This is a genomic window from Ruegeria sp. A3M17 (assembly GCF_003318255.1).
GTDB lineage: Bacteria > Pseudomonadota > Alphaproteobacteria > Rhodobacterales > Rhodobacteraceae > Ruegeria.
Genome location: NZ_QOCF01000006.1, coordinates 140,371 through 164,786 on the forward strand (window position 1 = coordinate 140,371; position 24,416 = coordinate 164,786).

26 protein-coding genes and 1 pseudogene are annotated in these 24,416 nt (G+C 53.5%); 7 read left to right on the forward strand and 20 right to left on the reverse strand.

Annotated elements, in window-relative coordinates:
• Positions 1 to 9 precede the first annotated feature (9 nt).
• Entirely contained in the window at positions 10 to 354 is a 345-nt protein-coding gene (locus DS906_RS03370) for a cupin domain-containing protein (RefSeq protein ID WP_113788826.1), read from the reverse strand.
• Positions 355 to 420: 66 nt separating this feature from the next.
• The gene (locus DS906_RS03375; protein ID WP_113788827.1) at positions 421 to 1,257 is read right to left on the reverse strand and encodes a cyclase family protein; all 837 of its coding nucleotides are present in this window, start codon (positions 1,255 to 1,257) and stop codon (positions 421 to 423) included.
• 214 nt (positions 1,258 to 1,471) lie between these two features.
• Between DS906_RS03375 and DS906_RS03380 the strand changes: the two genes are divergently transcribed.
• The gene (locus DS906_RS03380; RefSeq protein ID WP_113788828.1) at positions 1,472 to 2,218 is read left to right on the forward strand and encodes an IclR family transcriptional regulator; all 747 of its coding nucleotides are present in this window, start codon (positions 1,472 to 1,474) and stop codon (positions 2,216 to 2,218) included.
• 186 nt (positions 2,219 to 2,404) lie between these two features.
• Here the strand turns inward: DS906_RS03380 and DS906_RS03385 are convergent, their stop codons facing one another.
• The 10 genes from DS906_RS03385 to DS906_RS03430 all read right to left on the reverse strand — a co-directional run bounded on the left by DS906_RS03385 (position 2,405) and on the right by DS906_RS03430 (position 10,615).
• The gene (locus DS906_RS03385) at positions 2,405 to 3,469 is read right to left on the reverse strand and encodes a cytochrome-c peroxidase (RefSeq protein WP_158541277.1); all 1,065 of its coding nucleotides are present in this window, start codon (positions 3,467 to 3,469) and stop codon (positions 2,405 to 2,407) included.
• Positions 3,470 to 3,525: 56 nt separating this feature from the next.
• Positions 3,526 to 3,831, reverse strand: a complete 306-nt coding sequence (locus DS906_RS03390) for a FixH family protein (protein ID WP_158541278.1) — start codon at positions 3,829 to 3,831, stop codon at positions 3,526 to 3,528.
• A 68-nt stretch (positions 3,832 to 3,899) separates the two neighbouring features.
• Positions 3,900 to 4,706, reverse strand: a complete 807-nt coding sequence (locus DS906_RS03395) for a TatD family hydrolase (RefSeq protein WP_233494669.1) — start codon at positions 4,704 to 4,706, stop codon at positions 3,900 to 3,902.
• A 21-nt stretch (positions 4,707 to 4,727) separates the two neighbouring features.
• Positions 4,728 to 5,594, reverse strand: a complete 867-nt coding sequence (locus DS906_RS03400; RefSeq protein ID WP_113788832.1) for a dioxygenase — start codon at positions 5,592 to 5,594, stop codon at positions 4,728 to 4,730.
• A gap of 10 nt (positions 5,595 to 5,604) precedes the next feature.
• Complete coding sequence (locus tag DS906_RS03405) at positions 5,605 to 6,909, reverse strand: TRAP transporter large permease (RefSeq protein WP_113788833.1); 1,305 nt, start codon at positions 6,907 to 6,909, stop codon at positions 5,605 to 5,607.
• Entirely contained in the window at positions 6,906 to 7,457 is a 552-nt protein-coding gene (locus tag DS906_RS03410) for a TRAP transporter small permease subunit (protein WP_113788834.1), read from the reverse strand. The genes DS906_RS03405 and DS906_RS03410 overlap by 4 nt, the downstream gene beginning before the upstream one ends.
• 30 nt (positions 7,458 to 7,487) lie before the next feature.
• Positions 7,488 to 8,561 carry a C4-dicarboxylate TRAP transporter substrate-binding protein gene (locus DS906_RS03415; protein WP_113788835.1) on the reverse strand — a complete coding sequence of 358 codons (1,074 nt, stop codon included), beginning with the start codon at positions 8,559 to 8,561 and terminating at the stop codon, positions 7,488 to 7,490.
• A 33-nt stretch (positions 8,562 to 8,594) separates the two neighbouring features.
• Positions 8,595 to 9,050 carry an OsmC family protein gene (locus tag DS906_RS03420; protein WP_113788836.1) on the reverse strand — a complete coding sequence of 152 codons (456 nt, stop codon included), beginning with the start codon at positions 9,048 to 9,050 and terminating at the stop codon, positions 8,595 to 8,597.
• A gap of 18 nt (positions 9,051 to 9,068) precedes the next feature.
• Positions 9,069 to 9,734, reverse strand: a complete 666-nt coding sequence (locus DS906_RS03425) for a malonic semialdehyde reductase (RefSeq protein ID WP_113788837.1) — start codon at positions 9,732 to 9,734, stop codon at positions 9,069 to 9,071.
• Entirely contained in the window at positions 9,731 to 10,615 is an 885-nt protein-coding gene (locus tag DS906_RS03430) for a fumarylacetoacetate hydrolase family protein (RefSeq protein ID WP_113788865.1), read from the reverse strand. The genes DS906_RS03425 and DS906_RS03430 overlap by 4 nt, the downstream gene beginning before the upstream one ends.
• Before the next feature lie 83 nt (positions 10,616 to 10,698).
• Here DS906_RS03430 and DS906_RS03435 point away from each other — a divergent pair, with 83 nt between their 5' ends.
• The 5 genes from DS906_RS03435 to yghX all read left to right on the forward strand — a co-directional run bounded on the left by DS906_RS03435 (position 10,699) and on the right by yghX (position 15,587).
• Positions 10,699 to 11,085, forward strand: coding sequence for a YciI family protein (locus tag DS906_RS03435; protein WP_113788838.1), 387 nt, complete (start codon positions 10,699 to 10,701; stop codon positions 11,083 to 11,085).
• A 51-nt stretch (positions 11,086 to 11,136) separates the two neighbouring features.
• Positions 11,137 to 11,793: a GntR family transcriptional regulator gene (locus tag DS906_RS03440; protein ID WP_233494670.1), complete on the forward strand. Its 657-nt coding sequence runs from the start codon at positions 11,137 to 11,139 to the stop codon at positions 11,791 to 11,793.
• A gap of 1 nt (position 11,794) precedes the next feature.
• Positions 11,795 to 13,093 (forward strand): malonyl-CoA decarboxylase, encoded by a 1,299-nt coding sequence (locus DS906_RS03445; protein ID WP_113788840.1) that lies wholly within the window; start codon positions 11,795 to 11,797, stop codon positions 13,091 to 13,093.
• Positions 13,090 to 14,613 (forward strand): malonyl-CoA synthase, encoded by a 1,524-nt coding sequence (locus DS906_RS03450; RefSeq protein ID WP_113788841.1) that lies wholly within the window; start codon positions 13,090 to 13,092, stop codon positions 14,611 to 14,613. Before DS906_RS03445 ends, DS906_RS03450 begins: the two co-directional genes overlap by 4 nt.
• 86 nt (positions 14,614 to 14,699) lie before the next feature.
• Positions 14,700 to 15,587, forward strand: coding sequence for a YghX family hydrolase (yghX, locus tag DS906_RS03455; protein WP_113788842.1), 888 nt, complete (start codon positions 14,700 to 14,702; stop codon positions 15,585 to 15,587).
• A gap of 313 nt (positions 15,588 to 15,900) precedes the next feature.
• Here the strand turns inward: yghX and uxuA are convergent, their stop codons facing one another.
• From uxuA to DS906_RS03490, 7 genes are all read right to left on the reverse strand, one after another.
• Positions 15,901 to 17,097 carry a mannonate dehydratase gene (gene uxuA, locus DS906_RS03460; protein ID WP_113788843.1) on the reverse strand — a complete coding sequence of 399 codons (1,197 nt, stop codon included), beginning with the start codon at positions 17,095 to 17,097 and terminating at the stop codon, positions 15,901 to 15,903.
• Between the two features lie 25 nt (positions 17,098 to 17,122).
• A complete protein-coding gene (locus tag DS906_RS03465) occupies positions 17,123 to 18,046 on the reverse strand; it encodes a sugar kinase (protein ID WP_113788844.1) in 924 nt (307 codons plus the stop codon).
• Between the two features lie 5 nt (positions 18,047 to 18,051).
• Positions 18,052 to 18,363, reverse strand: coding sequence for a cupin domain-containing protein (locus tag DS906_RS03470; protein WP_113788845.1), 312 nt, complete (start codon positions 18,361 to 18,363; stop codon positions 18,052 to 18,054).
• A gap of 18 nt (positions 18,364 to 18,381) precedes the next feature.
• The gene (locus DS906_RS03475; protein ID WP_113788846.1) at positions 18,382 to 19,125 is read right to left on the reverse strand and encodes an SDR family NAD(P)-dependent oxidoreductase; all 744 of its coding nucleotides are present in this window, start codon (positions 19,123 to 19,125) and stop codon (positions 18,382 to 18,384) included.
• 96 nt (positions 19,126 to 19,221) lie between these two features.
• Complete coding sequence (locus DS906_RS03480; RefSeq protein ID WP_113788847.1) at positions 19,222 to 20,532, reverse strand: TRAP transporter large permease; 1,311 nt, start codon at positions 20,530 to 20,532, stop codon at positions 19,222 to 19,224.
• Positions 20,529 to 21,023: a TRAP transporter small permease gene (locus DS906_RS03485; protein WP_113788848.1), complete on the reverse strand. Its 495-nt coding sequence runs from the start codon at positions 21,021 to 21,023 to the stop codon at positions 20,529 to 20,531. The genes DS906_RS03480 and DS906_RS03485 overlap by 4 nt, the downstream gene beginning before the upstream one ends.
• 93 nt (positions 21,024 to 21,116) lie before the next feature.
• Positions 21,117 to 22,100, reverse strand: a complete 984-nt coding sequence (locus tag DS906_RS03490; protein WP_113788849.1) for a TRAP transporter substrate-binding protein — start codon at positions 22,098 to 22,100, stop codon at positions 21,117 to 21,119.
• Positions 22,101 to 22,440: 340 nt separating this feature from the next.
• Here DS906_RS03490 and DS906_RS03500 point away from each other — a divergent pair, with 340 nt between their 5' ends.
• On the forward strand, positions 22,441 to 23,121 hold the full coding sequence (locus DS906_RS03500; protein ID WP_113788851.1) for a GntR family transcriptional regulator: 681 nt from the start codon (positions 22,441 to 22,443) through the stop codon (positions 23,119 to 23,121).
• Between the two features lie 1,128 nt (positions 23,122 to 24,249).
• Here DS906_RS03500 and DS906_RS03505 read toward each other — a convergent pair.
• Positions 24,250 to 24,416 (reverse strand): annotated as a pseudogene (locus DS906_RS03505) (IS3 family transposase); the annotation flags it as partial.

Consider the following 24,416-nt stretch of genomic DNA (forward strand, 5'->3'; position numbering starts at 1 on the left):
TATTCGTCCTCAGCTTTCTGGCGGGTACGGAATGACGACAAGCATCTTGCAGGTGTGGTTCGAACGGTTTTCAATTTTGCGCACTTCGCCAGGCGCAACCGTGCAGCTGTCCATGGGTCCCAAAGTGGTTTCCATTCCATCAATGATGACGGTCATTTCGCCATCCAAAATCACGTAGACCTTCTCGAACGGCGTAGAGTCCGGTCCCGCACCTCCACCAGGCAGGAACTGACTGAAGCCGATCCATTGATTTGTCGGCCCGCCTTCCTCGAACCCCTGCAACCGAAGCCCGTGACATCCGAAGTGGTTCGGTGCTTTGTAGGGTTGGGCGTCTTTAAACCGCTTTAGATGCATGTTCGTCCCCGCTCAGGATTATTGTATTGGTGGCCGCCGGCGAACCGGCGACCGGTCCGTGAGTGTTCAGAATTCTTCACCAGCTTCGATGCGGTAGGACTGGTTCTTGTCGATCATCGCTACCAGACGGATGATGCAGCCATCACCACGGTCCCAGTTCCAAGGGAAGAATGCGAAGGTGCATCGCTTGCCGGTCACCGCATCAAGGTCACCGCCAACATTTTCAATTCCAAGAATACCTCTGGAGAACAGCATATTGTGCACCGGTTCCCACTCAGGGAAGTCAACTTCCCAAGGAGTTCCACCTGACCACTCAAGATATTCCTTCTCAAGATGCGGCATGATCGGACCGTTTCGTTGCGGGCCAATTGCTGTTGCCAGCGGGTGGTCGTTTGCCTGGGTGTCATGCCCGACAACTTTCACACCTTTTTCGATCATCCACTCGGCGGCTGAAGGAACAAGACCCGGGCAGTAAGCGAAATAGTCACCATCTTCGTACTTCTTGTGCCAACCGGTATTGATGATCAGAACGTCGCCCTTGCGGATCGCGTGCCCGCAAGCCTTTTCCAGATCATCGCCTGTGATTTGCTCCCACTTTTTCTTGGGGACAGAAACCACCAGGCCCGAACCGAAGAAATGCGGCAGCGGTACCTCGTCGATGAACGGCGTTCCCTGAACGACATGCGCAGGTGCATCGATATGCGTGGTCACGTGCATGGTCGTGGTAATCGTTTGCGACAACACGCCCGACTTGGCCATGTAGTGTTTGCGGTCGATCTGGACGTCTTTGAAATAGGGCCAGTTAGGGCATTGAAACCCGTATCTGTGACTCAGGTTGTAGAACTCCAACCCCATGTCATTGTCGGTGTCGCCCTGGAACTCGATGCCGCGGATTTCAACCATTGGGCATATCTCCTCTGTTCGCCGACGAAGCGGCGTTGGTCGATTTGAATTGAATGAGTGGCCTCCCCACCTGTCCCGTATCATGATGCATACGCACCGCGATGCGGTCAACTTAAAACTCACATTACGGTTGACTTGCACCGCATAGTGGTACAGCGTGCCAGTGGGCCTGACATCCGCAGCGGCAAAACCAAGAAACGAAGAGGAGGTGTAAATGCCTGATAAAAATGACAAAGGTGGCATTCAGGTCATTTCGAGAGCAGCTTCGATTCTGCGTGTTCTGAAGGAAAGCCAGTCCGGGATGAGCCTGGGGAAAATTGCCGAACGCGTTGACCTGCCCCGCTCTACGGTACAGAGAATCACAAGTGCCCTTGCGGAAGAGAAGTTTGTTATTTCCGATGCGAATGGAGGCGGACTGCGGCTCGGCCCCGAACTGAACGCCCTTGCGGGGGCGGCCCAATACAGCATTGTCGAGCACTGCCGGCTTCTTTTAACTGAACTGACGCAAAAGACCGGAGAAACAACTGACCTCGCAGTTATGCGCGGTATCGGTATGGTTTTTCTGGATCAGGTTCCTGGCGTGTACCGTTTGACGACGGTCTCGCAAGTGGGCGAGGTTTTTCCTTTGACCACCACGGCGAATGGCAAAGCATGTCTTGCCCAACTCAGTAAAGAAGATGCGATCAAGCTAATTCGAAACGAATGGGACCGGAACGGAATCCAGAGGAACTTAGATGAGTTCTTGTCCGAACTGGCCGTGATCCGAGAACAGGGTCTTGCCTATGACATGGACGAGCATTCTGCCGGTGTGTCGGCAATAGGATTTTCCTTCGTCGATTGGGTTGGAGATTTGCACGCAATCTCCATTCCGGTACCAACGACCCGATTCTCACGACAAAAAACAACTATTGAACAAGCGCTTCTTGAGACAGCCGCCAATATCCACCAAACTTTTCACTGACCTGACAAGTGAAATATGGTTTCGGTGAAGCCGTGCACCCCGCCTGACACAATCGTTCACGACAATCGGGCAAGACTCGGGAATATTTTTTCTTGGTGTGATGAAGCACAGATTCCAAGGTCTGCAATGTTCGCCATGGCCGCAAGCCAGATAGCCCCTTTCCAAGCCGTTAACACAAGCATTGTATTAAGGCACTTTGGACAGTGACTCCAAAAATGCAGCTAAGTCTGCAATCTCCTGCTCAGACAAATTCAACTCCGACAGAATGGCTTCACCGTCGGCGTGCAACCTTTCCGTATCAATTTCGCTGTAGTGCCTGATCACCGCATCCAAGTCGATCAAACTGCCGTCGTGCATGCAGGGCGCGGTTTCGGCCACGCCCCGCAGGCTTGGTGTACGAAAGGTCCCAAAATCTGAGTGGCTCCTGCGTACACTGCGAACCACCCATGCACCTTGCTTTTCCAGATCGTCGCTCCAGTTGCCGTCCAATGTGTAAGCGTTTGAAAGCAAAAAGTTCAATCCACCGAACCGCCCGTCGTCGACCTCGGTTTCGCTCAGAAAATATGGCACACCAGAGTCATGGAACTCATTGTTGGAAAATCTCGGACCATTGTGGCACAACACACAGTTTCCACGCCCTATGAACAGCTGAAGACCTCGCTGGGCAGCTTCGGGATAGTTCGCAGCGGCTGCTAAATCTTGGTTCTCCAATGCATCGCGAAAATCGTCAAATTGTGTCCGGCCGGTTGCCAACGTTTCCAAGTAAGCGGATAGCGTTTTGGCAGTGTTCACTAGCACAAGTTCTGGATCTTGAATCTGGATTTCGCCAAATATAGCTTCAAAATCATCGATGTAGATACTTTCCGAGATAGCTGTTTTTAGGCTTTCTTTACTGTGCCCCATCTCTTGTTCGTCGATGATCGGATGCAAGCTGGCGGCCCACAGGCTGTCACTCTTGCCGCCCCATCCATACCAGCGGAGACCAGCGAGGTTCCGCAAAGAAGGTGTGTTTCGATCTAACAAGACTCGACCAAATGCTCGCGCATCGGACGTGGTAAATGCCTGTTCAGGGTCATGACAACTTGCGCAAGAAAATGCGCCGTCGACTGATAACACCGGATCGTTGAACAAGGCCGCTCCTAGCGCAATCGTTCTTGTATCATTTGAAACCCTGTTGCTTGGGTCCGACTGAAACGAAATTGGCCATGGTCCGAAGGACAGCGTTTGCTGAATTTCGTCATCAGACAGCAAGACTTCAGCACGAACGGCCCCCGCTAGGACTACAAACGCCGTTGTCACCAACACCTTCATTTTAGCACGACGTCAGAAGTGTAAGATATCGATTGCCCGCCAAAGTTGGCGTCAACTCGCAGTTCCCACAGCCCCGGCATGTGAAACAGCATGTTTTCTGCACGGAACACCCCATCGCCCAATGCGGTGATTTTGGGGGCGTAGTTTAGCCCGTGTTGGTGAGCTGGCATTATTGCATCGACGCGCACCTCACTCACGGCAATATCATCACAGACTGTCACAAGAATAAAAAACGGTTGGGCCAATGGAATTTCGTCGACTGCCACATGCACCTTAGGTGCGTTTTGAGTTTCCGAACTCATGCGTTGCCCTGCCGTTTCACAAGCGACGGCTGCGCCCGATGATATTAAAAACCAAACAACCCAGCGGATCATTCTGGTGCCAGTAAACGTTCTGCGTTTGCATATGCGATGTTGTCTGCGATCTGGTCCGGAAGAAAAGCCAGCCATTCACGAGAAAAATCTGCATGAGGGCCTACATAGTACCAACGCTCCGGAGCGAATGTATCCGTACCAACCATAAACCGATCCGGGTGGGCTTCGAACGCCGCCTTCCAATCTGGGTCGACACGGCCCCGCGAGACCATATCAGAGCGAAACGCAAGATCGGCCCAAAGTCTCGGATAGGTGTCCAAAGCATCAGTTACACTGGCCGGATCGTCGAAGCCAGAGTGGGCCCACAATACCCGAGCCTTCGGCCAGGCCTCAAAAATCAGGTCAACGGCCTCTCGATCGCCGTGGTGGTGCAGAATAAGGTTCCGTTCTTTTGCCAGTGCGATCATATGCTGGATGACCGGTGTTTTGATATCATCACCATAAGCGTGAAATTCACCGATGGCTTTGTATTTGTTTTTCGCCAGATTTTCTTCCAGATAGCCGATTACGGTTTCATCGTGCATCCAGGTGTTGATCTCACCGCGGCGACGGTAAGGGCGAAGGGCCGGAACAACAATGTCCGGCGCTGCGTCCAACAGCAATTGGGTACCATTGTCATCCGAACTGGAAACCAGTGCTTTGCGCACGCCTGCGTCCCGAAGGATTTTGGCCACTTGTTCGGGAGGAACCTGTTTGACAGCATCATGACTGTAATGAATATGCGCATCAAAGATCGGTCGCTCTTCTGCGATGGCCGTACCGCAAAAAAACGTAACACCTAAAATTAAAGCATGTTTCAGCACCTCAACCATCCTCAATAGCATTTAGACTCCGGCAAGCTTCACATCAAACTTTACGTGCAAGAAAGGTTCAGTCATCTTGCCAGAAAGTTCCATGCCTTCGGGAAATTCTGAAGCCGGCCTTTCAACATAAGTCATCACCAGGTCATCCCGAACACCAAACACTGTATCCTGATCCAAGTACGGATCGTCGTCGGGGAAAATCTCGGTGACTAAAGATCGGTGCCCGGGTGCCTTAACGATATAGTGCAGGTGCGACGGTCGCCAAGGATGACGACCGCAGGCGCGCAGGATGTCCCCGACAGGCCCGTCTGACGGCACCGTGTATTCGACTGGCTTGACGGTCGTGAATGCATACTTACCATCCTCACCCGTGGTCATCAGGCCATGAAAAGAATAGGTGTCCTGTTCTTCATCCTGGCTTGCATACATTCCATTTGGCGCCGTTTGCCAGATGTCGAGTTCCGCACCGGCAATCGGATTACCCTCAGCATCCCTGATAACGCCCTCGGCCAGCAGAACCGGCCCCCCGTAGTGACGCTTCATATCACCGCCGAATGGCAGTGGCGGTGCGCCAGAGACGTGGAATGGACCAAGAACAGAGGAGCTTGTGGCGTCTGGAGTTGAATGGAGCATGTCCACCAGCGATGACAGTCCCAATACGTCCGAGGCGAGCACGAATTCATGCCTGTCTTCGGTTTCTACAGCGGCGCACCCCTCCAGAAATGCAATTCCCGTTCGCCATTCGTCATGCGTCAGGTTGGTTTCACGGGCGAAATCGTGGAGGTGCTTGACCAGAGACCCCATGATTTCACGCATCCGCGGATCAGTGTCCTTGGACAGGTATCCCATGAACACGTCGGTGATATTGTCTTTGGTGACAGAGCGCATCTTGGCCTCCTTAAATCAGGGCAAGGCTGAGGATCGGGAACTCGATCAGAATGAACAGAACGATCAGCATCACAAAGGCGAAGGGCAGCGCGCCCATAAACACGTCTTTCAGCGAGATGCGGTCATCGTTGATCGTGGATTTGATAACAAAGCACGATATGCCTAAAGGCGGAGTCAAAAGGCCGATTTCGGCTCCGACCACGGTGATGATCCCAAACCAGATCAGCGACATATCCAGCACTTCGGCCATAGGCAGGAACAACGGGACAACGATCAGGATGATGGATGCTGTATCGAGCAATGTTCCCAAAAAAAGCATCAGGAGCACGTAAAGCAGCATGATCGACCAGAAGGACGCGGAATTCCCCGCAAGCAGGTCCTGCAACTGGTTGGGCAGCCCCGCCAGTCCCAGCATGCGGCTGTAGATCGAAGCCGCAGTGATCAGGAACAGGATCGCCGCTGTGATATGACCGGTTTCCAGCAGCGCGTCCCAGAACGCTTTTGGGGACATGGACCTGCGTAGGACAGCGATGATCAAAGCCACGAAGGCACCGGCTGCTCCTGCCTCGACCGCAGTAAGCCAGCCGGTGTAGATCCCGCCAAGAACGATAGTGATGATGCACAGAGTTGGTAGCGTTTTGGACGCAATCTCGCGTCCGGACATCCATTCGGTATCTGCCACGACGCGGCCACCGACGAACGCCGGTGTGAATCGGCCCATGGCCCAGATCGCGCCGACATAGGCGATCGCCAGCATGATCCCGGGAATGACCCCAGCCAAGAACATGTCCCCCACGGATTGCTCAGCAACAAAGGAATAGATGATCAGCATGGCCGATGGCGGGATGATCATACCCAAAACCGAAGACCCGGCCACCACGCCAACAGCAAAGCGTGGGTTGTAATCCTGCGCCATCATCTGCGGCACCGAGACTTTGGTGAACACCGATGCGGATGCAATGGACGACCCGGTCACGGCGGCAAAGACGGCGTTGGCTCCGACCGTGGCCATTCCAATCCCGCCTTTGACCTTGCGAAACCGCATGGTCATGACTTCATAAATGTCCCTGCCTAACCCAGCCTTTGAAACGATGAGCCCCATGAAGGTAAACAGCGGGATAGTCGCGAAGCTATATTCCATCGCGCTGTCGCCGACCGCCACTTTCAGCAGGTTCAGCGCTAGCGTGAAGTTGTCCCGCATCAGCCAGATAGAAACGAACGAGACGACGCCCAACGCGATGGGAATGTAGACGCCCGCGTAAATCAGGAAAACAATGGCAACGACCGAGATCAGGCCAATCTCAATCGGCGTCATTCTGCGGCCTCGTCATGTTCAGGGGTGCGAATAAGTTGCGGACGGTCCTGCGCCGTGACGACCTTGAGCAGGAAGATCACGCAGGCAAGCGCAGTACCGCACGCGATGACCAGTTTGACCGGCCACCATGGCAATGTGAAAAGACCGGGCACTCCGAAGTAGTCCTGCGTCTGCCACATGTGTAGGAATTCAGGGAATGTCACATAGGCGATCAATGCCATGAAGATCGCCGAGATGGCATTGATGATGCGCCTCAGGTTGGCTGTCAGCCCCGGGCGACGATAGTGCAACAGGTTCAGGAACCCGTCCGAGCGTGTTAACCGATCTACTCTGACCACGTCTGCCAACTGCAGAAAGACGATCATCACGACCGAAAACTGCACCATCTCATAAGTGCCACGCAATGGGGCTGAAAACAGGCCACGTGCAATAACGTCGACATTCAGAACAACCACCAACGCTAGGACGACGAGAGTACCCAAAGCGTTGGCGGCGATTGCAAGAGAATTGGCGACCCGCGACAGGCCAGCAACTGCGGTCTTCAGCATGAAAGGCCCCTTTCCCGGATCGCCGGACAGTTATTCGGCCGTCCAGTCACGCACTCCGGTGAAACCGGCGTCTTGAAGCTTGCCAAGATAGGCGGCCAACATCTCTGTGCCCTGTTCACCATTGTCATTCAGTGTCGCGGCCCATTCCTGCGCGACATTCGGCATGGCGTTTGCCCAGGCAGCGCGGTCTTCGTCTGAAACCTCAACGATCGTTCCACCGGCTTCAACGTAAGCATCGCGTGAAGCAGCAGCCCTGTCCATCGCGATACCGGCGACATGGTCACGGTAATCGATGGCAACCGCCGTCAACACCTCTTTGACTTCGTCCGGCAGGCTTGCCCAATAGTCTGCATTAACCGTGATGGTTTTTGAGTTCACAGCACCCAGATCGGCCTTGAGCATATAGGGCGCCACTTCAGCGATCTTGAACGTCTTCGCAGCTTCGGGCCACAGCATTCCACAATCAACCAGACCCGTCTGAAGCATGTTGTAGAAATCGGTCAGACCACCGCGCACACCTGCCGCATCCTTGATGCCTTCGAGATACCGTAAGTTAAGGCCAGCACCTGCAATCTTGCGACCCTCAAGGTCCGAAACCGAGGCAACCGGTTCCGTGCAGAAAATCTGATAAGTGTCCAGAACAACACCCGTGGCAAGATAGACCTGGTTCTGTGCAGCAAACTCGTTCTGCATCGCCGGGTATTCGCGTGCGATTTCATCAACAGCCTTGGCCACCGCACGGGAATCCGATGCTACAAAGGGTGTCGATCCCGAAATACCCTGGCTGGGCAGCTTCGAGGAATGGAAGATGGTTGTTACGATGCCGATGTCACCAAGGCCCAGCTGGATACCTTCCAGAACGCCTTTCGGTTTTACGATTGAACCGCCATAATTCTCTTGCCAGTTCATCTTGTAGTTGCCGGAGTCGGCCAGCCGCTTGTCCACTTCCGGGATGAAGAAGTTGGTGAACTCCTTCACCCACAATGCCCGGTCTGGGTAGCCATCGATGACGACGGCAGAAATAGTTTCTTCTGCTGCGACGGGCAGCGCCATGACGCTTGCCAGAGCAGCGCCCATAAGGCTGCGTTTGGTCCAGATTTTCATTTCTCTCCTCCCAGAAAGTCGGGCCTTTTGTCTTTATTGGTTTGTTTTGACCCAGTTGACGGTCAGGTCCGTGCCTGCCGCTTCAAATAGTTTTGCGATGGCGCAATACTTGGCTGTCTCTTCGCCCACCCGTGTCAGTTCCTCCTGACTGGCGGGCGTGTCACACTTCACGGTGAGCTCGATTTCCGGAAACGGAACATCGATCTCCTCCTCCATCAGGACACCGCGCCGATCCAACCTGCATTTCGCGTCGATTGTCACCGTGCCAAGATCAATTCCCAACCGGTGCGCATTCTTGTGCCCGATGACATTCGTACAGGCGATCAAGGCTGCCATTGCGGTTTCCGTCGGAGACGGACCTAGATTTGTTCCGCCACGTTCGACCGGTTCATCGACAACCACATCAAGATCGCGAATTGGGATCTCGGTACGCGCATGTGTCGGGCATTGAGCTGTCGTTCGGTAAGTCACGACAGGTTTTACTCTCATAGCCACAGCGTCACCTCCTCATGCATAAGTGCAAACCTTTTCGAATGGAAAACGCGGAAGCTTTTGGAACAGTCCGGTCTCGTCCGCGTAGCCCAGATTGCAAAGAAAGTTCGATTTGAGCGTCGTGCCCGCAAAGAACTCCTCGTCGACGATCTTGTTCGAAAAGCCTGACATGGCGCCGACGTCCAACCCGACAGCCCGGGCAGCAATCATGAAGTACGCGCCCTGCAGAGTGCCGTTTCGGTAAGCCGTGTCCGCCACGTATTCGGGTTTGTTTTCAAACAAGGGCCGACGATCTTCGTGTGGGAAAAGAAACGGCAGTTCCTTCCAAAAATCCAAGTCGTAGGCAATGATCGCCGTGACCGGTGCATCCATCATCTTTGGCACGTTTTTCGGCTTTAGCGACTTGGCAAGCCGTTCTTTGCCTTCAGTGCTTTTCACGAAAATAAAGCGCGCGGGCAACGTGTTCATGCTGGTCGCGCCATTGATCGTGATGTCATAGATCTCTTCAAGTAGGTCGTCAGAAACAGGCTTGTCGGTCCACGCGTAGTGCGATCTGGATTCGCGCAGGATCAAGGCGATCGCGTCATCCGACAAGCGTGGAATGCGATCGCGCAGATCGCGATGATCCTGCTGCGCCTTGGCGCGAAGTGCCTCCAGCTCTGCCCCGGTTGGTGCGCTCATGCTGCGGCCACCTTTGACTTGGAGTCCTTCTCATCGATGATCGGACTGGCGCAGATTCCAATGCCTTCAATTTCGACCTCGACGGTTTCACCCGGCTTCAGCCAACGGGGATTGGGTTTTTTGGCGTGACCGACACCCGGTGGTGTGCCCAACGCAATCAGGTCTCCGGACTCCAGAGTGGTGTATTCCGAAATCGTCGCAATGACCTGACGAACGCCCCAGATCATGTTGGCGGTGTTCGAGCTTTGTAGGATTTCATCGCCCACGCGGCTTTCGATCTTTAAGCCGGACGCCCCTTCGGGCAGTTCGTCCGGCGTTACGGTGAAAGGACCAATTGCGCCGGTGTCATCGAAGTTTTTGCCAGGCGTCCATTGAACGGTTTTGCGCTGATAGTCCCGCAGCGACCCGTCGTTGAACACGGTATAGCCAAAGACATAGTCCAGTGCGTCCTCTTCCGAGATATGCCGACCTCGCTTTCCGACGATCAGCATAATTTCGGCTTCGTAGTCTAGCTTCTCAGAACAGGCAGGCCGCACCATGGGCTGCCCCGCCGCCATGATCGAGTTTTTCCCACGCATGAACAGCGTCGGATACTCCGGAATATCATATCCGCCTTCCTTGATGTGGTCCGTGTAGTTCAACCCCATGCAAATGATCGTGCCGGGCGCGACCACCGGCAATGCTGGTGTGATAGACGACACAGGCACACTGTCTGCAGCGGCGATTTTGTCAGCCAGTGAGTCGGCCAGCCCAGGCTTGGTTATCAAACCCATCAGATCGGAACCGACAGCAGGGTCCAAAGCCGTTAAATTCACTGCGTTTTCACCGTTCACAGCAAAGACCGCAGTGCCTTCCGAGGTTTCTCCCACCAGGTATTTCATTTTCACCATCCATGTCAGTTCGCTTGATTTTTGCCGACTATTTTGCAATATGTCAAATAATATCGATATTTTGGAGATCCGCGATGGTTGCTTGGGCAGATTATAAATCAGAAGCGAAAAGCCGAGGCGCACTGGCACTGGAGCTTTATGTTGCACTCAGCACACCGACCAAAGCGCCAGAAGACGTAAAGGCGACACTTCCGGATCACTTGGCGTATCAGTCGGATCTTGAACGCGCGGGGAAGCTGGCTTTTGCCGGGCCGATGTCGGATGAGACCGGTGAGCATATGCAAGGGGTTGGCCTGATCATCTATCGCGCTGACAGTCTTGAAGCCGCGCGGAAGCTGGCCGAGGACGACCCCATGCACAAAAGCGGGGCTCGCAGCTTTGTACTTCGGCGCTGGATGATAAACGAAGGTTCGCTGAACCTTTCAGTTGGTCTATCGACTGGCACGAGCGCCCTCAGTTAAGAGCACTCAAGAGTTTTTGCCGCCAAAAAGGAACAGTCGGATATGGACGCCATGCTTGATACCGAGGGCAAAGAGACATCAGCCACTCATGGCGCGTATCGAAGGCTGCGCGAAATGATCCTGACCGGTGAATTGCCGCCCGGACAAAAACTTAAGATCGAGCAGCTCCGCGGCCTTCTGAACACCGGCGCAAGTCCAGTTCGCGAGGCTCTTAGCCTTTTGACCTCAGACATGTTGGTTGAACGGATTGACCAGCGCGGGTTCAGGGCTGCGCCCGTGAGCAAGAGTAACTTCGAGGAAATCCTGCTGCTGCGATGCAACCTCGAGGAAACCGCGTTGCGCGCCTCCATCGCCAACGCGGATGCGGCCTGGGAGGATCGGCTCGTTTTGCGTCACCACCATATGAAAAAGGCCGGCCAAAATGGGGCACACGACTTTGAAGACGCTCACAAAGCGTTTCATATGGCGTTGTTGGACAATTCGAAACTGCCGTTGCTGCTGCGGTATTGCTCGCAGCTATACGATTTGAATATTCGCTACCGCTATCTGGCAGCCGGCGGGTCGAGCTACAAAAAGCGGGACATCGCCGCCGAACATCATCACATTCTGGACGCCGCACTAGATCATGACGCAGACAACGCGACCAAGCACTTGATCAATCACTACAGTCGAACGGGTGAGTACCTGAGCAGCCAGATGGATTCCTGACATGCAACGGAATTGGTTTCTGGGCGATCTATTAAACCAATTGCTGGACCGTCCTGACAAAAGGCGTGGAAAGGATGACAAACGATCCATTGCTGAACTTTGCGAGGCGCTTTTGTCCACAGAAGGTGAGGTATCAGGCTTCACGCTCGCGTCTACCATTCTTGATCGCTACCAGACCCTGGATGACGCGGGAAAATTGGACTTTTTTGTCTACTTGAATGACCAGCTTGAGTTAGACGCAGAAAAACTCGCTGACACGGCGCGCCTCTATGCCAATGATCGAAGTGTCGATCTATATCAAAAGCTTAGTGAATCCGCAGAACCAAGGCGGCAAGAGTTATTGCGTCGGCTGAACCAGCCGTCTGGTGCTACGCAAGAACTTGTGGCTATGCGCGTTGATCTGCTGCGCTTTCTCAAACCCAACCCCGAACTCAAGCGAACCGATATTGATTTTGTCCATTTGTTGCGAAGCTGGTTCAATCGAGGCTTTCTTGTTCTCAAGCAAATCAGCTGGGATTCGCCTGCCCGCGTTCTGGACAAGATTGTCGCCTATGAGGCGGTTCACCAGATCAACGATCTGGACGACTTGAGGCGCAGGCTCTACCCACCTGACCGTCGTTGTTTTGCGTTCTTCCACCCTTCGATGCCCGATGAGCCGCTGATTTTTGTCGAGGTGGCTCTTACAACTGAAATCCCGGGTGCGATCGATACGCTTTTGTCTGAAGCTCGAGAACCGATTGAAGCCGAGCAGGCAGAGGTCGCGGCGTTCTATTCCATTTCAAACTGCCAAAACGGTTTAGCAGGAATCAGTTTTGGGAATCTTTTGATAAAGCAGGTTGTGACCGAGCTTTCGCGAGAGCTTCGAGGGCTTGATACCTTTGTGACACTGTCGCCGATACCGGGGCTGAACCGGTGGTTGGCTGGTGAAACAGAACATCCAGAACACGGACATGCCGCCAGGGCCGTATTAGCAGAAACAGCCGCACCACAGGACGTGCGCGCAATGGCCGCTCGGTACTTGATGCTTGCAAAGCGCGAAGATGGGATGCCGCTGGATCCCGTGGCCCGCTTTCATCTGGGCAATGGTGCCGAGCTTCATGAACTGCACGCTGACGCAGATCTGTCGCCAAACGGGCGCGCCCAATCCGGAGGCGCGATGGTCAACTACCTTTACGATTTGAACAAAACAGAACGTCACCACGAAGAATTCGCGACACATGCCACAATCCAAGCCTCGCGTTCAGTTCGTGCGGCTTCGACTGCGGCACTTGCGATCAAGCCAAGGGAAAATACAGCGTGACCAACACCCTCTACGACAGCTTGTTTGCCCGCCACGAAGGCAACAAGGCTCCATTCCTGCAACTCGATGATGGCAGGGTGGTTTCCTATGACGCGTTTCTAAAGCGCGCCGCACAGATCGCGCATGTTTTGCAGAACAGCGGAGTTTCTCCTGGGGATCGCATCGTAGTGCAGGCCCCCAAGTTGGTTGATACGATTGCGCTCTATGCTGCTTCGGTTCAGGCAGGTGCTGTCTACCTGCCACTCAACACTGCTTATACCATGGCAGAGTTGGACTACTTCATCTCTGATGCTCAACCGGCGATGATCATTTGCGACAGCAACGATGAAGTTGAAATCACAAAATTGGCAGCCCAATCTGGCGCAAAGCTGCTGACCCTCGGCAGCGATAGTCCAAGCCTGAGCCGCGAGGCTGACGCACAACCCTGCGTATTCGAAACCGTGGATCGCGCGCCGGACGACCTTGCTGCTTTGCTATATACATCAGGCACCACTGGCCGTTCGAAAGGTGCGATGCTGAGCCATCAAAACCTTCTATCCAATGCACAAGCTCTTGTGGATTTGTGGGCCATCACAAGCGCCGATCGCCTGCTTCACGCGCTGCCGGTCTTTCACACACATGGGCTTTTCGTGGCGATGAATACGTCATTGCTCGCAGGTGCCAAAGTTCGGCTTATGGAAAAATTCGACATTGGCATGATCTTGGAAGAGTTGCCCCACTCGACCCTTCTGATGGGCGTGCCCACTTTCTACACCAGATTGCTGGCGGATGACGGTTTCACCAGAGAAATCACAAAGAACATACGTCTTTTCATTTCCGGTTCAGCCCCATTGCTGGCCGAAACCCATGTGGCGTTCGAAACGCGCACGGGCCACCACATACTTGAACGCTATGGGATGACCGAGACGAACATGAACACCTCAAACCCATATGAAGGTGAACGCCGCGCAGGAACTGTCGGCTTGGCGCTACCCGGCACCGAGGTGATCATTACCAATCCTGAAACTGGAGAACCGCTGGCCCAGGGCGAGGTTGGAATGATCGAAGTACGAGGGCCCAATGTGTTCAAAGGCTATTGGCAGATGCCCGAGAAAACCGCCGAAGAGCGCCGGGAAAACGGGTTCTTCATCACCGGCGATCTGGGCCAGTACAGCCAGGATGGCTATCTGTCGATTGTAGGCCGGTCAAAAGACCTGATCATCACTGGTGGTTACAACGTCTATCCCAAAGAAATTGAAGACGTCTTGAACGACATTGATGGTATCCTGGAATCGGCAGTTTTTGGCATTCCCGACACCGAATTTGGCGAAGCTATCATTGCCACTCTGGTTGCTGATCCCAGCGCGCAACTTGACATGGAACAGATCGCGGAGACCATCAGAGACAAGCTGTCGCGCTTCAAACATCCGCGTCGCTACGAAATCGTCCCGGACCTGCCGCGTAATACAATGGGGAAGGTTCAAAAGAACGTGTTGCGCGAACAGTATGCGCAAAAAGAGTTGCCAATGGGTGTGTCCTAGCAGCCCGCTGAACAACTCAAACCAACCACGACCCTTTGATCTGACAACTTCTCACTTCGAACTGCCAACTCATAAGGAGACTTACAATGACTCGCATGACGGCAAAGGACTTCGACCAGGAACTTCTGGACCTGTACGACTTTTACGCGCACGGCAAAATCACCAAGCGCCAGTTCCTGGACCGTGCCGGTAAGTTCGCGGTTGGTGGTTTATCAGCGGTCGCGTTGCTGAACATGCTCAGCCCGAACTACGCGCTGGCGGAGCAGGTATCCTTCAACGATCCCGATATCCATGCAGACTACATCACCTATCCCTCACCAAATGGAACCGGCGATGTTCGGGGCTACCTTGTCCGGCCTGCCGGTATGGATGAGCCCTTGCCAGCAGTGCTGGTCATCCACGAAAATCGCGGCCTGAACCCCTACATCGAGGACGTGGCGCGTAGATTGGCGAAAGCCGGGTTCATGGCGCTGGCACCCGACGGCCTGACATCAGTGGGCGGATATCCTGGCAACGACGCGGATGGGCGCGAGCTGCAAAAGACAGTGGACCGGGTCGAATTGATGAACGATTTCTTCAATGGGTTCGAATACCTGTTGAACCGAGATGACTGCACTGGAAAGGTCGGCGCTGTTGGTTTCTGCTACGGCGGCGGTGTGGTCAGCGCAATTGCCGTGGCCTTTCCCGAACTGGCCGCTGGTGTCCCGTTCTACGGGCGCCAGCCAGCGGCCGAAGATGTGGCCAAAATTCAGGCGCCGTTGCTTGTTCAGATGGGAGAGCTTGACGAGCGCATCAACGCGGGCTGGCCAGATTTTGAGGCTGCTCTAAAAGCCAACGATAAGGTTTATGAGGCCTATATATACGAAAATGCCAACCACGGCTTTCATAATGACAGCACGCCACGTTACGACGAGGAGATGGCAAACCTGGCTTGGGACCGAACCATTGATTGGTTTAACACCTATCTGAAGTAACTGCGGTGAGCTGCGAAGACAACCTTGCGTTGGTATTGTTTTGCGGACGCCCACAGTTCTCCGAGAACAATTCCCGAGAAGCCCGAGCTTTATGAATTTCGTGATCAAAGGGACTGTCGGGCGGCGAATAGTTTTGCCGTTCGACGACAGCTCAGAAATTGATTTTGATCCATTGGGTCTTTCATGAGCGCACAGGTCTTGTCTTCTGCGACTCAAAGGCTTTCCATCAAATCAGGCAAACGGTCTTTTCTGTCTGCGTGGGAAGATGACAACAAGTAAACAGCGAATATCGGCATTGAACCTAAATGAACATCTAAGCACAGCCATGCATGACACCACGCAGCTCAGCGAGACCGCGCAACCTGCCTATGAGCGGGTAACCAGGCTGTGACGGACGTGTGAGATCGCTCAGCAAGGCATGGCCGTGGTCCGGTCGCATGGGAATTGCATAATCTGATCGACCCTGATTTCGGCGCCGTTGTTCCTCGGCCAACAAGGCGCGGATCGTTGCAACCATATCGGTGTCTCCTGCCAGATGTTCGGACTCGGAAAAACTGTGGCGATTGTTGTCACTTGGACCATCGCGCACTGTATTGCGAAGATGAACGAAATGGATTCGATGGCCAAGCTGGGCAACGAAAGACGCAGGGTCAAAGCCTGTATCAACACCCAATGACCCGGTGCATAGCGTTGCACCATTTGCCGGGCTGTCGACAGCATCCAGAACGGCGGCATAATCGCTTTGCGACGACATGACTCTTGGCAGCCCAAGCAAGGGAAAAGGCGGATCATCGGGATGGCAACATAGCCGAATGCCGAGGTCTTCAGCCGTTGGAACAACTTCGGACAGGAAATCAACCAGATTGGACCGGAGCCTTTCCGTTGTCATGCCAACATATGCGCCTAGATGTCGTTTCACGTCCTCAAGACACCAATTGTCGTTAGCTCCCGGTAAACCAGCGACAATATTGTTCGACAGGTTCCGGCGATCTCCATCGCCGAGGCCTGCAAACCTAGCCTGAGCAGCTTCTATGATCTCGGCTGAATAGTCTTGCTCTGCGCCCTTCCTGCATAAGATAAAACAATCGAATACGACAAAATCCAAGAGATCAAACCGCATCGCATTCCCGCCATGCGGCAACGGATAGCTCAGGTCTGTTCGTGTCCAATCAAGCACTGGCATGAAGTTGTAGCAGACCGTGTGAATACCGCATTCTGCCAAATTTCGCAGACTGGTCTTGTAGGCCTCAATGTGTTGCCTCATCGGGCCAGTTTGCGATTTGATTGCTTCAGACACCGGCACGCTTTCAACGACATCCCAAGTCAACCCAGATGGAACGCCTTCGGGTTGTTCTATCTGTTGCTGCCGCTCTTTGATGTGATCGACAGACCAAGCCTCTCCTGTTGGAACATGGTGCAAGGCTGAGACGATGCCGGTTGCGCCGGTTTGCCTGATTTCGCCAATCGAAATCGCGTCGGAAGCGCCAAACCACCGCCAGGTCTGTTTCATGGTCTTGCTCCTTGATCGTGGAGGGTCACCATCCCGCCTCATCTCTCCCGAGATTTAAATCAACAGGGATAAGCGCGCCTTTGTGGCGGACGACGTGACTTGCAAGGCGACATCCTTGCCGTATTCCGTCAGTTAAATCATCGGCCCTTAAAACGCTTGCCAATACACCAGCATTAAAACTGTCCCCTGCCGCGGTGGTATCGACAACACTTGTCACTGGATCAACGTCAACCTCACCGCGTTGACCATCTTTCTGAAAGACCACTGGCTGTGCGCTGTTTTTGACGACAATCTGATCCACACCAATCTCAGCATATCGGTTCAGCGTTGCAATTGAATCGCGATCCCCAAACCACTCGGCTTCATCATCGTAAGATGGCAGAACGATATCAGATTGTGACGCAGCCATCATAATCGTGTCTGTCATTTCTTGCGGCGTAGACCAAAGCCGCGGTCTCAGGTTCGTGTCGAAAGCAACGGTCATTCCGTACGCTCTGGCATGACGCAATGCATCAAGCAGCTTTTCGCGTGATTGTGGATCGAGAATGGCGAGGGTTATTCCAGACAAATAGATTAAGTCTGAGTCGCCAACTGCCCGCCCAAGTGCAATCTCGTCGACTGCGAGTTGTCTGGCTGCGGAGTCGTTGCGCCAATACGAAAAACTGCGCTCACCATTGTTGAGATGGATGAGATATAGCCCAACCGTTTTGCCTGCGATGACTTGGACGTGCGTATCGCAAATCCGACTGTCTTTCATGAACGTTCGCATGTCCTGCGAAATCGCGTCGTCTCCCACAGCGGTCAGATAGCTGACGTCGATATCTGATGCGACTTGTGCAAGATACCATGCTGTGTTGAAGGTATCGCCTGCAAAACCAAGCTTGAACTCACCGATCTGATCTGATGGGGCAAGTTCTGCCATGCACTCCCCGATTGCCAAGAAACGCATGTCAGTTACAGAAAATCGTCGCGACGGGGTGTGAAACTGTCGACCAGTGTACCGGGCTCCAGGCATATGCAGCCATGGGTTTGGCCAGACGGAATGACAAAGCTGTCACCGGGTCCAAACTCTTGTTCGCATTCACCAAGTGTGAAACGAAATCGTCCGCTCTCGACATAGGTTGCCTGAACATGCGGATGGCTGTGCAGGGCACCAATCGCCCCGGTCGCCTGAAACCGGAAGGCAACAACCATGAGGTCCGAATGATCAGAAAGTACCTGCCGCGTGACATGTTCACCGGTCGAGACGATCGGGAAGTGGGACACCGGGTCTCTCCTTTTCTACTATGAAAACAGCATACCACCGTTGAGATCAATATTTGCGCCCGTGATGAATGCACTATCCTCGCAGGCCAGGAATAGAACGAGATTCGCTGCATCATCCACATGACCTTGACGCTTAAGCGGCGCGTTGGCTTCAAAGCCGCGACGACCTGCATCAGGTGTGTGAACGTTGTGAAAATCAGTGTCGATCATACCAGGACAAAGCGCATTTACTCGAATGTCGGGGCCAACTTCCTTTGCCAAGCCCCGTGTCATGGTCATGACCGCGCCCTTGGCCGTTGCATAAGCAACGGCGCCCGGCCCTCCGCCATCACGCCCGGCTTGACTGGCGAGATTGACAATGGTTCCTGACGTCATCCTGGACAGGCAAGCCTGCGTCATCAGGAATGTGCTGGTCAGATTCAGGGTCATCACGGCGTCCCAATGCTCAACGGACATTTCCGCTATGGTTTTGCGGGCAATCAGACCGCCAGCATTGTTGACCAGAATGTCAACGCCGCCAAAAGCTTCGACAGTGCGGAATACCAGCGCGTCAACATCCGCCTTCTTGTTCAGGTCGCCCTGAAACGCAATCGCTTTCCCGCCATTGGCTTCGATTGCTGCAACGGTTTCCTCCGCGCCGTTCGAGCTGGAAAAATAGTTGATTGCAACATTCGCGCCTTCAGAGGCGAGTTTGATCGCAACGGCGCGGCCAATATCGCGGCCTCCTCCGGTCACGATGGCGGTCTTACCTGCAAGTTTCATGTCGATCCTTCCTATTGCAAAGCGCGAGCTTCGCTTTTGTCATTGGTTTAAGTTGGCTGCCTTCCGAATGTGCTCAGAGCACTACTGGAGACGCCATTAACGGAATGCCCCCGGCATAACTGTCTTTGGGAGCCACAGAATGATTTCGGGAAATGCTGCCAACAGAATGAGGATGACCAGCATTGGTGCGAGGATGAGCACAACCTCTCGCAGGACTTGCACAACATTTAGGCCGCCAATCGCTGCAGAGATAAGCAAGCACAAGCCGTAAGGCGGCGTCACCAGCCCGAAGGCAAGCGAGACGATGCCAATGATGGCGAAAGCAATAGGATCAACCCCGCCCGCCTGGGCCACGGGCATCAGAACCGTGCCAAGAATGATAATTGTCGGAATTGCGTCGATGAACAGGCCGAATAGGAGAAACAGCAGGGCAATCAGTATAGCTGTTCCAAAAGCGCCGAACTCCCAAGCGGTCAAAACACTCACGATCAGGCGCGGCGCATCGTAGAAGGACAGTAGCCAGCCGAATGCCGACGCAGTGCCGATCGCAAACAGTGAAATGGCTGCAAATCGTGCCGTATCGTAGAGGATGAAGCCCAAGTCTTTGGGTGTGACCGTCCGATAGACAAACATGCCCAGGATCAGCGCATAACCCGCCGCGATGATTGCACTTTCAGTTGGTGTGACGAGGCCGCCCACGATACCTCCAATCACAAAGACCGGCGTCAAAAGAGCAAGTGCGGCACCTTTCCAAGCGGCCCAGAACTCACCCCAGTTCGGCGTCGCTGTCACCGGGTAATTGCGGGCTTTTGCAAAGCCATAGACCGTAGCCATCAAAGCGAGGCCAATCATAAGGCCCGGAATCGCACCGCCCAGAAACAAAGCGCCGACAGAGACCTGCATGACACCGCCCCAGACGATCATCAGGATCGACGGTGGGATGATGACCCCCATCACCGAAGAGCAGGCAGTAATGGCAACGGCAAACCGCGTGTCGTACCCCTCTTTCTGCATGGCTGGGATCAGGATTTTCCCAATGCCCGCCGCATCTGCTGTGGAAGATCCGGAGATGCCTGCAAACAGCATCGACACAGCGACATTCACATGGCCCAATCCGCCAGGCATCCAGCCGGTCAACACGCGTGCCAGTTCGATCAGCCGGTCGGTTACCTTGCCGGAATTCATCAGGTTGGCTGCCAATAGAAAGAATGGCACGGCCAACAGGATGAACGAGTTATAAGATTGAAACATCCGATCCAGCACGATGAACGGCGTCAGCCGCAGCTCAAGCAACACAACTGGGAGGGTCGCCAAACCCAATGCGAATGCCACTGGGACACGGATGAAAATCAGCACCAGAAAGCCCGCAATAAGCATCGTGGCGGCAGTTGCAGTATCGAGGATCATGCCTGGTTGCTCTCTCGGTTAAGATATTTCGCGACGGCTTCTGACAACCGGTAGCCTGACAAGAGAAACCAAAACCCTCCGGCAATCGGGACCGAGATGTGCGTAGTCGCAAGATTGGCGCGCATCATTACGGACCGCTGGTTGCCCCCAAATTCGGTGTATTCGATGCCGTAAAACAGGAAGAAAGCCCCAAAAATCATGATGGCAACGTGTACAATGCCGTCTTGAAGCAAACGTGGCAGCGGTCTCATCGCATTCCGGGTGATCCGAACGTCGAAATGCGTGCTGTCCCAGACAGCAACAATCGACCCGATCATCACGATCCAGACGAACAGGAACGTCGCCAGCTCTTCGGTCCAAAGGTAAGTTGGGATCAAACCCGTGTAGCGAGAGACAACTTGCATCGCGACCGGTATGGCTAGTGTGCCCATCATCACACCAAGCAATATGCGAAGCCCAGCGCAGAACTTATCCAGATATTTTCCAAGCATGTTCCGCCCTACTCCGCGATGTGATGCGCCAAGCGCATCGGAAATTGTGCCGACAGGCGAGCTTGAAGACTCGCCCGCCCGTCAGCCGGGAGATTACATTCCGCGAACGTTATTGAGCAGTTCTGTTGCGCCCAGCTCTTCAGCATAGGCGTCCTGGACCGGCTGAACCAATTCCAGCATTTTCTCGCGGCCCTCGAACTCATGCACTTCAATCTGACCTGCGTCGATCATTGCCTGAAGTTTTTCACCGTCCTGTCCGCTCTCTAGCGCGCGACCAAATGCACCGGCCTCAGCGCCAGCTTCCATGATGGCAGCTTGCAGGTCCGCCGGCAGTTCATCGAAGATTTTCGCTGACATCACAATTGGACGCACAGTGATCGTGTGCTGGGTCAATGAAACATGCGGCGCAACTTCGTAGAACTTCAGGTTTTGAATCGAGGCGGCTTCATTTTCGAACCCGGCGATAACGCCTGTTTGGATTGCGTTATAGACTTCGTTGTAAGCGATGGCAGATGGTGCCGCACCAACGGCCGAGAATGTCTGCGCTTGAATCGGCGCCCCCATGACGCGCATGCGGTGTCCTGCAAGTTCATCCATGTTTGTGATGGGCTCGGCAGATGCCAGATTCCGCACACCGCCGCCGTGATAGCCCACAATCACAATGCCCGCGGCTTCGCGCAGATCATCCTCAAGAGGTTTCAGTGCATCCGATGAAAGCACCGCATCCCAATGTTCTAGATCACGGAACAGGAAAGGCATATCCATCAATGGAATGGACTCTGAAAACACGGCCATATTGGACGGAGCCAGGATCGTATAGTCTACAGCAACACCCTGATTGAGGTAGGTGACGTAATCAGATTCCACCCCAAGCTCACCATTCAGGCGCAGATCAAATTCTACCTCTCCTTCGTAATTCTCGGCGACCAGGCGCTCGAACTCTCGCAGAGTCTTAGTGAAGGCGTGCTCTTCATCAAACATGCTCGCGCCGCGCAGTGTTACATCAGCCTGCGCAATTGAAACCCCGCTTAGAAAAACAGCCGTCGCAGCCATAGTCTTTAGTGAAAAATTGAACATTCTATCCTCCCAGATCAAGTTCAGGTCTTGTTTTCTTCCAGTCGCCTTTGACTGGTGATCGTGTTCGAAGCCTTTCAAGCGACCATGCCAGACCAGTCTTCACCCAAATCTGGATGATCTGATGCCCTCCCAGCCAGCCCGATTGCTCCGCCCTCGTTATGGGCATACACAACACGACAACTTGGATACTAGTCAACATAAAAATTTATACTTACCCTGCATATTCTGTATTTTTCATTTAAAAACAGGGAAAATATTGTCGTCTAGTATCCTATTTTGACCTATTATTTACCTCGTTGATCTGCCACAATGCTGTCAAACAGAGGTTGGAATACAAAAAATGGTAGCATTGGGAACTCTTGAGCGCACGACGAGTAGCGATGTCGTCTTTGACGAACTGTTTGGACAAATCACCCGGTTGGAACTGCTCCCTGGAACAAAGATATCCGAAACGGACGTAGCAAAGTCATTCGGGTTCTCACGTCAACCTGTGCGAGAGGCTTTCACACGGCTAGCCAACCTCAATCTCCTTTTGGTGCGGCCCCAGCGCGCAACAGTTGTTCGGCCGTTCTCACGGCAGCTCATCGCGAACGCTCGCTTCGTGCGTGCTGCGGTCGAATTGGAAGTTATCCGCGCTGCCGCGTTAGATCGCGACAAATCGGTTGACGCGGCATTGAAAGCTAATCTTCGCAAACAGGCGGAAGCGATTTCAGCGGAAGATGTCAGCTTGTTTCATGATCTGGACTATCAGTTTCACAAACTGCTTTGCGCCTCGGCCAAACAAGAGTTTGCGTTCGAAATTATTGCCGAGAACAAGGCGCAGGTTGATCGCCTTTGTATGCTGGCACTGACTAGCAAAAAAGCAATGGATGAGTTGTATGTGGATCACCAATCTCTCTTAAAGAATCTTTTTGACGGTGATGCAAAGGCGGCTGATCAAGTCCTTCGTACGCATCTTGAGCGTTTGACTCCAACGATCCAGGCAATTTACACGACGCACAACGCCTACTTTGATGAATAGGTAGCTTCGTTTCGAGCCTCACTTTTTTGTGCCTTACTACTCCGCTGTTCAACGTACAACGGGAGTTATGTGAAGCGATCTCTGGTTGAGTGCCCGACCTGCTGTGTATGGGTGGCGGTGCTGTCAGATAAATTCGAACCAGTCTCAACCCTATCAGGGGGGCGACCTTAAAATAGCGCCGAGTTCACGCGACTCGGCAAGAACAGCAATAGATTTCTGCCAACTGTGCATACGCCTGAAACGTTGCGTTTCTCGTTCTCTTTGACCTAATACAGGAGCGAATTCTTAGCACGATAGTAGATCCGCCGGCCCGTCTGTTGGTTTTTGTCGCACTAAGCATCCTGAGAACGGCCCTCTACAACGCAATGCGGGCTGCAACGATTTCATACTCTTCACCTTATCGCATCATAGTTTTCTTGAGTAGTTTCAATGAGGTCCGCTTGTCGGAAATCTGGCGAAATCAGCTTCGGACGCCACTTCTCTGTGGTCAGCGACGTGCCATAAGTTGTGCCTTTTGCCATTGAACGCCACAAACACTTCGCCGACATTTTACCCGGGCATTGAGAATGCCCGCAAATACGTGGCCCGATTTGTTCCGGATTCCAGACGCAAACAAGCATCGGGTCGAAACTGTCCCACCTCCAATGCACTGTTTCGTGGCTCCCCCTGACGCAGAGCTCAAATTGAAATTTTTCCAGATGCTAATGTGATACCTGAAACAGTTGGCTCATCATTGCGGCCAGACGGTTGATCTCCGAGATGGTCTTGCAGTACGGGAAGGGCAATCGCCGGTTCACGGCTTGAGGCTATGAACGCGCTGCTACACCTCAACCCAGATTCTCCAGACACGACTTACAATTTTTTTCTAATTATGCTGAACATTGATTGTGAATGAGATTATAGTCGGACTGATCTAAGCAGTCATTTTGCAGCGAGTGTCGATGGCCAAGGATACGATTGAGCAAGCCTACCAATTCCCTGAAAAAACCACCGCAGCACAGTTGTCTACTGCACTGGTTAATTCACGCGACCTGTTTCTATCAGTAATCGACACTGTCCGTCGGCAGAGTTTTTGGGTCCAAAGGTCGCCTGAACTAAGAGAGTGTCTGGCTCATCTGGTTGGGTTGATTATGCGGCGCGTTGGCTGTGATGCAAGCGGCGCGCTTCGAGCGTCTTTCGTTTGATCTTTTCTCGTTGTTGTAGAATGGCTTTGTCCCGTCCGAAGTAGACGTCGGCAGGTGTGACGTTGTTCAGGCTCTCGTGGTAGCGCTGGTGGTTGTAGTGGTCGACGAAGG